The 12,627-nt window shown below is 60.9% G+C and carries 12 protein-coding genes; 2 read left to right on the forward strand and 10 right to left on the reverse strand.

Features of this window, described 5'->3' with window-relative positions; genetic code table 11:
• Window positions 1–812: 812 nt before the first annotated feature.
• The gene (locus tag AC6R19_RS20160; RefSeq protein WP_500581669.1) at window positions 813–3,959 is read right to left on the reverse strand and encodes a TonB-dependent receptor; all 3,147 of its coding nucleotides are present in this window, start codon (window positions 3,957–3,959) and stop codon (window positions 813–815) included.
• 258 nt (window positions 3,960–4,217) lie between these two features.
• On the opposite strand from AC6R19_RS20160, the gene AC6R19_RS20165 reads away from it, so the two are divergent.
• Window positions 4,218–4,754 (forward strand): S1/P1 nuclease, encoded by a 537-nt coding sequence (locus AC6R19_RS20165; protein ID WP_500581670.1) that lies wholly within the window; start codon window positions 4,218–4,220, stop codon window positions 4,752–4,754.
• A gap of 82 nt (window positions 4,755–4,836) precedes the next feature.
• Here AC6R19_RS20165 and arsH read toward each other — a convergent pair whose 3' ends face one another.
• From arsH to AC6R19_RS20210, 9 genes are all read right to left on the reverse strand, one after another.
• Window positions 4,837–5,589 (reverse strand): arsenical resistance protein ArsH, encoded by a 753-nt coding sequence (gene arsH / locus AC6R19_RS20170; protein WP_500581671.1) that lies wholly within the window; start codon window positions 5,587–5,589, stop codon window positions 4,837–4,839.
• On the reverse strand, window positions 5,586–6,788 hold the full coding sequence (locus AC6R19_RS20175; RefSeq protein ID WP_500581672.1) for an MFS transporter: 1,203 nt from the start codon (window positions 6,786–6,788) through the stop codon (window positions 5,586–5,588). Before AC6R19_RS20175 ends, arsH begins: the two co-directional genes overlap by 4 nt.
• 46 nt (window positions 6,789–6,834) lie before the next feature.
• Entirely contained in the window at window positions 6,835–7,236 is a 402-nt protein-coding gene (locus tag AC6R19_RS20180) for a PadR family transcriptional regulator (RefSeq protein WP_500581673.1), read from the reverse strand.
• A gap of 71 nt (window positions 7,237–7,307) precedes the next feature.
• Entirely contained in the window at window positions 7,308–8,513 is a 1,206-nt protein-coding gene (gene arsJ, locus AC6R19_RS20185; protein WP_500581674.1) for an organoarsenical effux MFS transporter ArsJ, read from the reverse strand.
• A 116-nt stretch (window positions 8,514–8,629) separates the two neighbouring features.
• Window positions 8,630–9,643, reverse strand: coding sequence for an ArsJ-associated glyceraldehyde-3-phosphate dehydrogenase (locus tag AC6R19_RS20190; protein ID WP_500581675.1), 1,014 nt, complete (start codon window positions 9,641–9,643; stop codon window positions 8,630–8,632).
• Window positions 9,640–10,692 (reverse strand): ACR3 family arsenite efflux transporter, encoded by a 1,053-nt coding sequence (gene arsB / locus AC6R19_RS20195; protein ID WP_500581676.1) that lies wholly within the window; start codon window positions 10,690–10,692, stop codon window positions 9,640–9,642. The genes AC6R19_RS20190 and arsB overlap by 4 nt, the downstream gene beginning before the upstream one ends.
• Complete coding sequence (locus AC6R19_RS20200) at window positions 10,679–10,798, reverse strand: arsenate reductase/protein-tyrosine-phosphatase family protein (RefSeq protein WP_500581677.1); 120 nt, start codon at window positions 10,796–10,798, stop codon at window positions 10,679–10,681. Before AC6R19_RS20200 ends, arsB begins: the two co-directional genes overlap by 14 nt.
• Window positions 10,799–10,855: 57 nt before the next feature.
• Window positions 10,856–11,200 (reverse strand): metalloregulator ArsR/SmtB family transcription factor, encoded by a 345-nt coding sequence (locus AC6R19_RS20205; protein WP_500581678.1) that lies wholly within the window; start codon window positions 11,198–11,200, stop codon window positions 10,856–10,858.
• The gene (locus AC6R19_RS20210) at window positions 11,197–11,619 is read right to left on the reverse strand and encodes an arsenate reductase ArsC (RefSeq protein ID WP_500581679.1); all 423 of its coding nucleotides are present in this window, start codon (window positions 11,617–11,619) and stop codon (window positions 11,197–11,199) included. The genes AC6R19_RS20205 and AC6R19_RS20210 overlap by 4 nt, the downstream gene beginning before the upstream one ends.
• Window positions 11,620–11,851: 232 nt before the next feature.
• On the opposite strand from AC6R19_RS20210, the gene modA reads away from it, so the two are divergent.
• Window positions 11,852–12,619: a molybdate ABC transporter substrate-binding protein gene (modA, locus tag AC6R19_RS20215; RefSeq protein ID WP_500581680.1), complete on the forward strand. Its 768-nt coding sequence runs from the start codon at window positions 11,852–11,854 to the stop codon at window positions 12,617–12,619.
• The last annotated feature ends 8 nt before the right edge of the window (window positions 12,620–12,627 follow it).

A 12,627-nucleotide genomic window follows, 5' to 3' on the forward strand; every position in this document is an offset into this window, starting at 1 on the left:
TCAGAACTGGAACCTGACGCTATCACAGCTGACGATCCACTTCCCGGACCGCCTGGAGAAATACATCAGCCTGTGAGGCTATTTGGCTGACACAGAGTTTTGAACACCCTCGAGGCGCCCCACTGTACAGTAAAGCGGCCATTTCTATCTATAGGGCTGTTTTCAACGCCGCTGTAAGTAACCGAATAAGGGGGATTGGGCTTCAGAGCAACATTGACTATGTAATCCCTTATTTTCCTTGGAGATTCACAGCGCATATCTCCACTATAAGGATTTTCTATAGTGCAGTACTTTTCCCAAAATTCATACTTATAAACCCCAGATTGAGTAACAGTAAACTGTTTTGACTTGGAACTAATGTATGATTTTCTAATATAGACGCCATCTTTAAACTCATTAACCCAGAAGTCTATCTCCTCGTATTAACCTTCTGGCTGAAATTCATCAAAAGTCAGGGCAAAGGTTCCTGTCTTGTTACTAATTGTTGTTGCAGATAGTGCTGAATTTGCGAACAACCCAAGAAAAACAAATAGTATCCAACCAAAAATTAAAAGAATACGTGATGAGTAAAAACGGCGCATCCTTTCCCCCAGAAAATCAAGTAATTCCTAAAAAAATCCAAGAACTTTAAAAAATCACAAGATAAAAACCTTAGCTACTTTACGCGTCGCGCGCGGGCGTAATCAATACGTTTGGTTTCGTCGACCTAAGGCTGGTCCAATTATAGGAGCGGCCCATGGCCAGCGATCAATTGAGGCTTTAAACGACATATCGATCGTGGCCACGGACATCCTACAAAGTAGTGACAGAGCTTAGAACTGGTAGCTGATACCTAACCGTGCCTGCCAGAAAGAGGGCTCCGAAACCCGCGTCTGTCCCGCCGGGTCGAGGAACTCCTCGAACACATAGCGGCCCTGGTCGTCCACGCTGGCGCTGACCGCCGCCTGGTAGCGGGGGAAGCCGGCCTGGTACATCACGCCCCAGTCGTCGTTCAGCAGGTTGCCGAGGTTGGCCACCACAAAGTAGGCCCTGGCGCGATCGTCGGGGCGGAAGCCCGGCAGTTCCTGGTCGATGCGGAAGTCGAACTTGGTCCACCAGTCGCTGTTCAGGTCGTTGCGCTCCATGATGCCGCCGCGGTCGATATCCTCGGCGTCCACCCAGGCGAAGAAGGCCTCCGCATCGAAGTCTTCCCCGAACACCACATTCGGATCATCCGCACCGCTGGGCACGTACAGCAGGTGGCGGGATACCCAGCCGGTGGAGTCGCCGAACATAAAGCCGCTGTCAAAGGTATAGCCGTAGGGGCGGCCCTGGTTGGCGGAGCCGAAGAGGCTGAAGCGGGTCTCGTAGCCGGCGAAGAATTCCCGCGCGTAGTCCAGCTTCAGGGTGAAGCGGTGGGGAATCGCGTAGTTGGAGGTGGCGGTGCCGGGATTCTCCGGATCGGCGGTGGCGATATTGGTGTAGTTGGAATAGGCCACCGAACTGGTCATCGGGTTGACGTCCTCGGCGTCGGTATAGGCGTAACCCAGGGCCACATCCAGGCCGAACTCAAAGGACTTGCTCAAGCCCAGTGACAGGACGTTGGAATAGCCGGAGTCGCCGTCCACGTTGGTCAGCATAAAGTCCTGGCTGCGACCGTTGGCGCTGTCGTATATCGGGCGGCCGTCGATGGCGGTACCCACCTGGACGCGGGAGATATCGCGCACGATCGCCGCATCCCGGTAGTCGCTGTACAGCCAGTCTGCGGAGGCCAGGTATCCGTTTTCAAACTGGTAGCTGGCCCCCAGGGCATACTTCCACACGGACGGAATCTCGAAATCCGGGTCCAGCAGGTTGACGCCGCCGGCGCCGCTCCCGGCATTGGCCACCGCGTCGTACAGGTGCTGCGGAACGTCGTAAACGGGCTGGCCGGAGCCGGTCCAGTCCATATCGGACAGCGGGGTGCCGCTGGAGTCGCTGACTTCCAACTGGGTGACGCCATTGTTGGAGTAGTTGTTGGAGATCCACACATTGGGATTGCCGCCGGAGTAGAGCCCGATACCGCCGTGCACTTCCATATTGCCGTCGACATTCCAGTTGAAGCCCAGGCGCGGCTGTAACAGATCCTGCCCGTCCATATTGTGCTGGTTGGAGAAACCGTAGAGCGCCTCTATCTCCGGGTTTTCGGTCGGCTTGTCGTTGCTGGTGTACCAGTCGTAACGCAGGCCGCCGACCAATGTGAGGTCGACATTGGCGAAGGTGTATTCGTCCTGCAGGTAGACGGTGTTGATGTCGTAGCTGAACTCCGCCGCCGCGTCTTCCGGATTGTTGCTGCCGGCGGCACTCTCGTAGATGACGCGTGAGGCAATACCCTGCTCGAAATCCTCGATACTGGCGAAGCGGTACTCGCCCTCGGCCTCCTGCACGAACATATTGAAGACGTCGAAGCTGTCGCGCTCATAGCCGAACAGCAGCTGGTGCTCCTGCAGCTGCAGCCGGCCCGCAAGTTTCAGGTTGAGGGATTCGTAGTACAGCTTGTTGGCGTGGCGGGAGTCGTCGGCTCCCAGGTAGACGGTGGCGCGGGAGCTGTTGCCGTCGCCGTCGTGGTCGTTCTCGGTGCTTATCTGCACCTCGCCGAAGTCGGTGCCGCCCAGGGACAGCTGGCGGTTGTCCAGTTCCGAGTAGCCGATCTTCACTTCGGTGGAGAAGATATCGCTCCAGTCGGAGAACAGCTGGCCCACATAGGAGGTCAGTTCGGCGCCGCGCTCGTAGTAGTGGTTGGACAGCTCCAGCTCGTCCGGGTCGCCATCGGACTGGGCGATATGGAAGCCGTCATTGTAGTTGTAGGTAAAGGCGGCGCGCTGGCCGTCGGCGATATTCCAGTCCAGTTTGACCAGCAGCTTTTCGTCTTCCACCGGCAGGCTGGAGGGTAGGCCGCCGGGGTCGTAGCCGTACGCATCGCGGGAGATGCGCACTATTTCATCCAACTGGGCCTGGGACACCCCCTGTACTTCGGCGATGGCGCCGGCGCCGGCGGGGCCGCGGTCGAAGGTGTCCACGCCTTCCAGTTTTTCGTAGGAGGCGAAGAAGAACAGCTTGTCCTGGATGATCGGGCCGCCCAGGGTGGTACTGTAGCGCTGCTCATCAAAGGAGGCGATATCGAAGCTCTCACCCTCCAGGGAGTCGCCGCTGAAGCCGTCGTCGGTGTAGTCGTAGAAGACGGATCCGTGCCACTCGTTGCTGCCGGACTTGGTCGCCGCGTTGATGTTACAGGCGCTGAAGCCGCCGTACTGCACGTCGAAGGGTGCCAGTTCCACGGCCACCTGCTGGATGCTGTCATAGGAGAAGGGCATGCGCTCGGTGGGGTAGCCGTTACTGTTCAGGCCGAAATTGTCGTTCATGCGCACGCCGTCGACGGTCAGGCTGTTGAAGCGCGGGTTGGCGCCGGTGCACTGAATGGCGTCGCCGAAGGACTCGTCGATATAGATGCGCGGATCCATGCGCACCAGGGACTTGATGTCGCGGGTGGTGGAGGGGGCACTCTCGATATCGTCCAGGTTGAAGTTGGAGGAGGGGCCCAGGGCGGTGGCACGCTCCAGCATGCGCGCCACCACAGTCACTTCCTCGATGTCGGATGCGTGTAGGTCTACGGGCAGGTTCAGCGGATCGCCCAGGGTCAGGTAGAGATTGTCCAGGACCCGCTCGCCGCGATCGGATTTGACCGTGACCACATAGGGGCCACCGACCCGCAGGCCCTTGAAATTAAAACGGCCGGACTCACTGCTCACAATCTCGCTGCGGCTGTTCGACGGGGTGTGAACGACGGTGATCCTGGCGTTATCGACCGGCTCGCCATTGGCTCCGGTGACGATACCGCGAATGGTGGCAGAGGTCTCCTGCGCAAAGGCCACGGGCGTCGTGCCCATCGCCGAGATCACCGCGGCGGACAAGAGGGCGCGCGGGAACAAGCAGCGTTTCATGGAATTCTCCTGGTCTCGAAAATGGCCAAGGCAGCTGGCTGTGAAGGCCATCCGTTGGCGGTAAAGGTTTTTTGTAGTTGGCGCAGTGACTCAGTTGGCAAGTCGAGGCCAGCGGAATTTTTATCAGGGGAAGTTGACGGGCGAGTGAAGGAGTTGTTGCGTTTGTGTCTCCGTTTTTTGAAAAAAATATGACGATCGGGTTTGTGTTACAAATAAAGCATAGATGTCTATGGGTGATTGGTTGATGGACCATTTCTGATGGCTAAATTAATTCTGTTAATTTTGCCGCTTTTCTTGGTTCTTTTTATATCCAAGGCCTTTGCCGGGGGCGATGACGGACACCGGGTAGTGGGTGAAATTGCCTGGGCTTATCTGCAGCCGGAGGTAAAGGCTCAAGTGAAGCAGCTGCTGGACGGCGCCGGTGAACCCAGCCTGGCCGGGGCGACCACCTGGGCCGATCGCATCCGCAGCGACAGCAATTACGACTGGGCGGCGCCCATGCACTACATCAGCCTGCCGCGCCAGCGGGACGGCTACCGCGAGGGTAGGGACTGCCCGCCCGCGGGCTGCATCCTGAAGGCCCTGGCGCAGTTTGAAGAAACAGTGAGCAATCCCGATGCGGTGGAGAGTGAGCACGCGGAGACGCTGTTGTTTATCGCCCATTTTGTCGGCGACCTGCGCCAGTCGCTGCACACGGGGCAGGCATCGGACGGGGGCGCGGCAGCCGGGATATTGCCGCTGCCAGCGCTGGGAACCCGCCCACTTGCCAATGATCCCAGCCGACGGTCTGGCTAGAAACGCCGACGGGGCGACAGGCCGCACATTCAGTGCGGTGAATTCGTGGAGAATCTATAGAATCCCAGCCTCTTTTAATTAGTCAACTAGCCTGGTGACGCACGGCAATCGCCGACAGGTCCGCTTGCCGATCAATCCCGGGGCCGGCAGCCTCCTTGCGCTCCGAGTAGCGGTCGGTCAGGGTGTCGACGTGGGGGCGAAGCAGCAGGGTGAAGCGCACCAGCTCCTCCATGACATCGACAATCCGCTCGTAAAACGGCGACGGGCGCATCCTGCCATTGTCGTCGAACTCCCGGAAAGCCTTGGGCACGCTGGACTGGTTGGGGATGGTGAACATGCGCATCCAGCGCCCCAGCAGGCGCAGGGTGTTGACCGCGTTGAACGACTGGGAGCCGCCGCTTACCTGCATCACCGCCAGGGTCCGCCCTTGGGTCGGGCGTATGCCGCCCATATTGAGCGGCAGGTGGTCGATCTGCGTCTTCATTACTCCGGTGATCTGCCCATGCCGCTCTGGGCTGCACCACACCTGCCCTTCGGACCAGAGCGCCAATTCCCGCAGTTCACGCACTGACGGGTGGTCGTCTCCGGCCACCTGGTCCGGCAGTGGCAGGTCACTCGGGTCGAAAATGCGTGGCTCGGCACCGAACAGTCGCAGCAGGCGCGCTGCCTCCTCTACCACCAGACGGGAATAGGAGTGCTCGCGCAGCGAGCCGTACAACAGCAGTATCCGGGGTGGATGGCCGGGGGGATCGGGAATTCTCCCCGGCAGTTGCGCAGTGAAGCGGCGCTCGAGTGCCGGCAGGTGGTCTGGGTCGGAGAGGGTGCGAAGTCTCATATTGGCTTCCTCGTCATTAGATGGTTGAGTGTCGAAAGCGCCGCGAAGCCCAGCAGGCCCAGGGCGCTGGAGAGCAACAGTGCTCCGGCAGCAAAGTGCTCGATCAGGAATGCGAAAACCAGCGGGGACAGTGCCTGTGCAAATCGGGCGGGTGCCATCAGAGTGCCGAGGCGCAGGCCGTAATCCCGGGTACCGAAAATCGCCAGCGGCAAAGTGCCTTTGGCGATGGTCAGGATGCCGTTGCCAAAACCGTGCAGAAGGCTGAACACGCCGGCGGCGGGCGCCCCCAATGCGAGGACCCCGAGGGCGCCGATGGGGTGGGCGAGCGTCGCGATGCGTGCGGAAAGCAGCGGATGGCAGCGCCGCAGAAGGGCGGCTTCACACAGCCGCGCCGCCACCTGTGCCGGTCCCACCAGGCCTGCCGCGGCTACCGCGGCCGCGGGGGAGAGTCCGAATTCCTGCAGCAGGCGTGGCAGATGCGCCGCCATTCCTGTGCTGATAAACCAGGCCAGCGCGAATACCGTCGCGAGCAACACCATCACTGCGCTTGCAGCGGGCGGACGCTCGCGGGCCTGCGTCACGTGCGGCGCGGGTTGAGCCCCGGAAGGTATGCCCAGCCGGTTGAGCGGCAAACCCAGCACCAGGTGCAGTCCCGCCCATACGACACAGGCACCCCGCCAGCCGACATCCGCCTCCAGCCACGCAGAAACCGGCCAGCATAGGGTGCTGGCGAAACCGGCAATCAGGGTGATGCCGGTGATGGCGGAGCGGGCGTCGCGACCATAGAGGCCGGTCAGGGTGGCGAAAGCCGGCTCGTACAGGCCGAGCGCCATACCCACACCGATAACCAGCCAGGCACTCCAGAGCTGCAGCGACCCCCCGGCCGTACCGAGCAGGGCCAGGCCCAGGGCGCACACCAGGCTGGAGACAGACAGCAAGTTGCGTCCGCCGCGGCGGTCGATCGCGCGACCCACTGCGGGGCCGAGCAGCGCCGATACCGCCAAGGCCATCGAAAAGGCAGCGAAGATACTGCTGCCCGGCAGGTTCAGATCCCGGGCCATGGGTTCCGCCAGCACCGCCGGAAGGTAGTAGGTGGAGCCCCATGCCAGGGTTTGCGACAAACCCAGCGACAGAGTCACCGGCGTTTTGTGGCGACTGCTTGAATGCACTAAGGCCTCCGTCATCAAGGCATCGAACATCGATGCATGTGGCCGTAAAAAAGGCCGATAGAATCGGCCCAGCCCCTTATTCGTCTGAGGTACCCCTAGCCCCGCTGGCGAGAATGCACTTGGTGGCTTCCAGCCACGCGCCCACGGCCACCCGAAAGGCGTCGTACCCCTTGTCCGTGAGAGAGTAGACCTTGCGCGGTCGCCCCTGGACCACCTGCATTTCACAGCTGAGGTAGCCGCCGGCTTCAAACTCATTGAGCATGGGATAGACGGTACCCTCGGACGGGCTGCAACAGCCCTGGGTGGTTTTCTCGACCGCCTGGACCACCTCGTAACCGTGCATGGGTTTCTGGTGGAGTACCGAAAGCACAAAGAATTTGGACAGCGACATCTTAATTGTGCCGCGCCAGTAGGCGGGGTCGCCGTAGTCCGGTACCCGCCGGCCGGCGCCGCGGGTGCTTCTCGCAGTAGTGCTCATGGGGGCAATCTATACCTCGAGCATCGATGTGTCAAGTGAACTTCCGCCGCCGGGCCGGTGCGCACTGGGGATTATTCCCTGATTAGCGAAGCCAGTATGGCTGCCAACAGCAAAAACACCGCGGAGATCCACAAGCAGGCCTCCAGCCCCGAGACCTGGTACACCCAACCGGACAGAATGGTACCGGCCAGGCGCCCCATGGCATTGGCCATGTAGTAAAAACCTACGTCCATGGAGACTCCGTCCTCGCGCGCGTGGCGGACGATCAGATAGCTGTGGAGGGAAGAGTTGACCGCAAAGAGGAAGCCGAACAGCATCAGGCCTCCCAGTAGGCTGATGGCGGGGTGGATTCCCGCCTGCAGGGCCACTGCAATCAGTGCCGGAATCACCGCGAGTGCGCCGGCCCAGATGGAAGCGGTTTTTGCGCTCGGTGGCTTGCCGCCACTTCCACCGGTAAAGCGCGGTGCCAGTGATTGCACGGCGCCGTAGCCGATGACCCAAAGTGCCAGGAAGCCACCGACTTTCCAGTGGTCCCAACCGAACTGGCTGGCGAGAAACACCGGTAGTGCCACCACAAACCACACGTCCCGCGCCGCGAACAGAAACAGCCGGGCAGCGGCGAGCAGATTGATCGCGCGGCTCTTGGATAAGATATCCCGGAATCTGCTTTTTGCCTTGGCTTTGCCGAGATCTCTTTTCAGCAGCAGAACACTCGCCAACCACACCAGCGACAGGGCGGCGGCCATGGTCAGCACCGCGCCCCGGAAGCCGAGCAGCGCCAGCAGTGCGCCGCCGAGAAAAAAGCCCACGCCTTTCAGCGCATTTTTGGATCCGGTGAGCAGTGCCACCCATTTGTACAAAGTGCCTTGGGCCTCGGCGGGAACCAGCAGCTTGATCGCGCTCTTGGCGCTCATCTTGTTCAGGTCCTTGGCGATACCGGACAGCGCCTGGGCTGTCATCACCCAGGGCACGGTCAGCAGGGCAGTGGGTACCAGCAGCATGGAAAGCGCGACCACCTGCATTGCCAGGCCGATATTCATGGTCCGGTTCAGTCCCAGCCGCGCGCCCAGCCAGCCGCCGACCAGGTTGGTGACCACGCCGAAAATCTCGTAGAAGAGAAACAGCATGGCGATCTGCAGAGGGCTGTAGCCGAGGTCGTGGAAATAGAGCACCACCAGCATGCGCAGGGCGCCGTCGGTCAGGGTGAAGGCCCAGTAGTTGGCGGTGACCAGCAGGTACTGGCGCACCTGGAGTGGTAGTGATGAAAATAAATGCATCGGTGTTTCGTGACTGCTATGTGGGAGCGGCCGTTGGCCGCGATCGATCTTGAGAAGAGGTTGCAACTCCGATCGCGGCCAACGACCGCTCCTACAGAAAGATTCGCTCGGGTTTCTCAGGAAGCCCGATCCATCGTGCCCACCATCCGCGCCAGCTCGGCGGTGCGATTGGCATAGCCCCACTCGTTGTCGTACCAGGCGTAGATCTTGACCTGGGTGTCGTTGACAACCATTGTCGAAAGGGCGTCGACGATACTGGAGCGGGGATCCGTCTTGTAATCGATGGATACCAACGGGCGCTCTTCGTAGCCGAGGATATCTTTCAACTCATTTTCCGCGGCGGTCTTCAGTAGTTGGTTGACCTCTTCGGCACTGGTGGGCCTTTCCACCTCGAAGACGCAATCGGTCAGCGAGGCATTCGCCAGGGGCACCCGCACCGCGTGGCCGTTCAGCTTGCCGCTCAGCTCCGGAAAGATTGCCGTGATCGCGGTGGCGGAACCGGTGGTGGTCGGAATCAGGCTCATGCCGCAGGCGCGGGCGCGGCGCAGATCCTTGTGCGGCGCGTCGAGAATCGTCTGGGTATTGGTCAGGTCGTGGATGGTGGTCATGGAGCCGTGCCGGATACCCAGCTTTTCATGGATCACCTTGACCACCGGTGCCAGGCAGTTGGTGGTACAGGAGGCCGCGGTCACTATGCGGTGCTTTTCCCTATCGTAGAGTTGGTGGTTCACGCCCATCACCACGTTGAGCACGCCCGCTTCCTTGACCGGTGCGGTGACCACCACGCGCTTTACGCCCTGGTCCAGGTAGGCCTGCAGCAGTTCGCTGGACCGCATCTTGCCGGAGGCCTCGATCACCAGGTCGCATCCGGACCAATCGGTATCACCGACGGCCTTGTTGCGGCTGCAGGGCAGGCGCCGGTCATTGATCACCATGGCGCCGCCGTCAGCATCGGCATTGTGCTGCCAGCGGCCGTGCACCGAGTCGAAGTTCAGCAGGTGCGCCAGGGTTGCCGCATCGCCGGCGGGGTCGTTGATCTGGACAAATTCCACATCTTCCCAGTCCCACCCCGCGCGCAGCACCAGGCGGCCGATGCGGCCAAAGCCGTTGATACCTATCTTGATGGTCATCTCTTTTCTCCGGTAACCAAATTATCTGTTGCGTTGTCGAACCAGTGCCTGGTCCGGTTGGCGAAGTAGACCAGTGACAGCATCACCGGGACCTCCACCAGCACGCCCACCACCGTGGCCAGCGCCGCGCCCGAATGCAGTCCGAACAGGGAAATTGCCACTGCCACCGCCAGTTCGAAAAAATTGGAGGTGCCGATCAGGCCGGCGGGCGCGGCGATGCTGTGCGGCAAGCGCAGCCGCCGCGCCGCCAGGTAGGCGACGGCGAAGATGCCGTAGGTCTGTATCAGCAGTGGGATGGCGATGAGCAGTATCGCCTGCGGCTGGGCCAGGATCGTCTGCGCCTGGAAGCCGAACAGCAGCGCGACAGTGCACAGCAGGCTGAGTATCGACCAGTGCTTGATCCTATGCAGGAAAGTTTCCACCAGCGCGTAGCCGCCGCGCTCCTCCAGCTTGTGCCGGGTCGCTATGCCGGCTGCCAGCGGCAGCACCACGTAGAGCACCACCGACAGCAGCAGCGTCTGCCAGGGCACCTGGATATCGCTCACGCCGAGTAAAAGCGCGGTGATGGGGGCGAAGGCGAAGACCATCACTATGTCGTTCATGGAAACCTGTACCAGGGTGTAGTTGGGATCCCCCTTGGTGAGGTGGCTCCACACGAATACCATCGCCGTGCAGGGTGCCACCCCGAGCAGGATCATGCCGGCGATGTATTCCCCGGCCGATTGCGGGTCCACCCAGCCGGCGAAGAACACACGAAAGAACAGCCAGCCCAGCGCGGCCATGGTGAAGGGCTTGACCAGCCAGTTGATCGCCAGGGTCAGGGCCAGGCCCTTGGGGCGCCGGTGAATCTGCCTGACCGCGGAGAAGTTGATCTGAACCATCATTGGATAGATCATCGCCCAGATCAGCAGGGCCACCACCAGGTTCACGCTGGAGATTTCCAGTTCGGCGAGCGCGGAAAAAAATGCGGAAAACAGGCTGCCCAGCGCCACCCCGGCGACTATGGCGAGGCCGACCCAGAGGGTCAGGTAGCGCTCAAAGGTCCCCATGCTTCTCTTCTCCTATCTCGTCCGGCAGCGACGCCAGCTTGCGCGGTACCGCTTCGGCGAGAATGCTCCGGCAGGCGTTGAGGGTGCACAGAAACAGCAGTCTCATCGATGGACGCTCCTGGCAGCGGAAAGGGATGAGTACATACGCATGGGCGCTGTTTGGCTAGCAGCAGATGCGCGCGCGCTCGGGCCTGTCGCCCATGCGGCACAGATTGCGCAGGTTCTCGTCCATAAAGGACCGGTTGGCGTCCAGTGTTTGCTGCAGCACCGCCTTTGCCCAGTCGTCGAGGGATGGCTCAATGCGGTAGAAAACCCACTGCCCCCGGCGCCTGTCTTGCAGTAGCCCGCAGTTTCTCAACTGCGCCAGGTGGCGGGAGACCTTGGGCTGGCTTTCGCCCAGGGCTTCGGTCAGTTCACACACGCACAGCTCGCCCTCGCAGGCGATCAGCAGCAGGCTGCGCAGCCGCGTCTCGTCGGCGAGACATTTGTAGAAAGCCAGGGGATTCATAGGTTTTGGGCGCGCTCTTTGGTCTGTACCAGCACGAACATTTTGATGCGCTCGTTCAGTTCCTTAAGGGTAGTCTCGAAGGGTCGGGGGCACTGGCGGGTCTTGGGATCGGCAAAATCCCAGGCGATCAGCTCGTGCGCCCCGGGCAGGGGCTGGCACTCCCTGTGCGCCTTGTCGCAGAGGGTAATCACGAAGTCGAAGTCCTGCCGCTCGAATGTCTCGACCGGTTTCGAGTGCAGGTCCGCAGTCGAAACCCCCTGCTTTTCTAAGGCTTGTATCGCCCTCGGGTCCACGTCTTCCGGGGCGGTGCCGGCGCTGCAGGCTTCGAAGTACTCATCCGCATGGTGCCGCAACAGGGCTTCGGCCATCTGCGAGCGGGCTGAGTTGCCGACGCAGAGGAATAGTACGCGCTTTCTCATGATGGTTGCCTGAATGGATATATGGCTGTGAGTATATATGGAAAACCATATATGAAAAGCCCCGGTTCCAGGCCGACCCCTAGACAGGCCAGTCGGTATGTCTTGCTGGCACTTCGCTATATAGTGCACTATATAGCGGATGACGGGAACGATGAAGAGATTGGAGGACCACCGGTGCCGGGCGGGGCGCGCCAGGGAGAAGGGTAGTAATAACCGCGAGAGGAGATGAATTTTGAACGGGCGCCAGTTGCTGCTGCTTGTTTTCTTGTTTGCCTGCGCCGCGCCGTCCTTGGCAGAGGAACTGACGGTCGCTGTCGCTTCCAATTTCACCGCCGCGATGAAAGAGATAGCGGCGGAATTTGAAAAGGCGTCCGGGCACAGGGTAAAGCTGGCTTTCGGCTCCTCCGGCAAGTTCTACGCCCAGATCAAAAACGGCGCGCCCTTCCAGGCTTTTTTCTCCGCCGATACCGCCAAGCCGGCTGCACTGGAGAAAGACGGACTGGCTGTACCGGGCAGCCGCTTCACCTATGTGGTCGGGGGGCTGGCCCTCTGGTCCGCCGATCCGGCACTGGTGGATGATGGGGCCTCGGTCTTGAGAGCCGGGGACTTTCGCAAACTGGCACTCGCCAATCCGAGGCTGGCGCCCCATGGCCAGGCGGCCGTGGAAGTGCTGCGCAATCTCGATCTGGAAGAGGCGACGCGGGCCAAGTGGGTTCAGGGGGAAAACATCGCGCAGGCCTACCAGTTCGTCGCCACCGGCAATGCGGACCTGGGCTTCGTGGCGCTGTCGCAAATCCTGCGGGGCGGACGGCTTGGAGACGGATCGACCTGGATTGTGCCGGACGATTTGTACAACCCGATCCGCCAGGATGCGGTGCTCCTGCGGCGGGGCGCCGCAAGCAGGGGGGCTGTGGAATTTCTGCGGTTCCTGCGCGGGGACAAGGCCAGGGCCATTATCGAGTCCTACGGCTATCGCATCCCTGGGGAAAAGGCGCAGTAGACAGGGTT

Source organism: Microbulbifer sp. SE14, from assembly GCF_059834885.1.

Excerpts from the sequence above, each read along its gene's own strand:
- AC6R19_RS20160 (WP_500581669.1), bottom strand. The coding sequence starts at position 3,959 with ATGAAACGCTGCTTGTTCCCGCGCGCCCTCTTGTCCGCCGCGGTGATC.
- AC6R19_RS20165 (WP_500581670.1), top strand. The coding sequence starts at position 4,218 with ATGGCTAAATTAATTCTGTTAATTTTGCCGCTTTTCTTGGTTCTTTTT.
- arsH (WP_500581671.1), bottom strand. The coding sequence starts at position 5,589 with ATGAGACTTCGCACCCTCTCCGACCCAGACCACCTGCCGGCACTCGAG.
- AC6R19_RS20175 (WP_500581672.1), bottom strand. The coding sequence starts at position 6,788 with ATGTTCGATGCCTTGATGACGGAGGCCTTAGTGCATTCAAGCAGTCGC.
- AC6R19_RS20180 (WP_500581673.1), bottom strand. The coding sequence starts at position 7,236 with ATGAGCACTACTGCGAGAAGCACCCGCGGCGCCGGCCGGCGGGTACCG.
- arsJ (WP_500581674.1), bottom strand. The coding sequence starts at position 8,513 with ATGCATTTATTTTCATCACTACCACTCCAGGTGCGCCAGTACCTGCTG.
- AC6R19_RS20190 (WP_500581675.1), bottom strand. The coding sequence starts at position 9,643 with ATGACCATCAAGATAGGTATCAACGGCTTTGGCCGCATCGGCCGCCTG.
- arsB (WP_500581676.1), bottom strand. The coding sequence starts at position 10,692 with ATGGGGACCTTTGAGCGCTACCTGACCCTCTGGGTCGGCCTCGCCATA.
- AC6R19_RS20200 (WP_500581677.1), bottom strand. The coding sequence starts at position 10,798 with ATGAGACTGCTGTTTCTGTGCACCCTCAACGCCTGCCGGAGCATTCTC.
- AC6R19_RS20205 (WP_500581678.1), bottom strand. The coding sequence starts at position 11,200 with ATGAATCCCCTGGCTTTCTACAAATGTCTCGCCGACGAGACGCGGCTG.
- AC6R19_RS20210 (WP_500581679.1), bottom strand. The coding sequence starts at position 11,619 with ATGAGAAAGCGCGTACTATTCCTCTGCGTCGGCAACTCAGCCCGCTCG.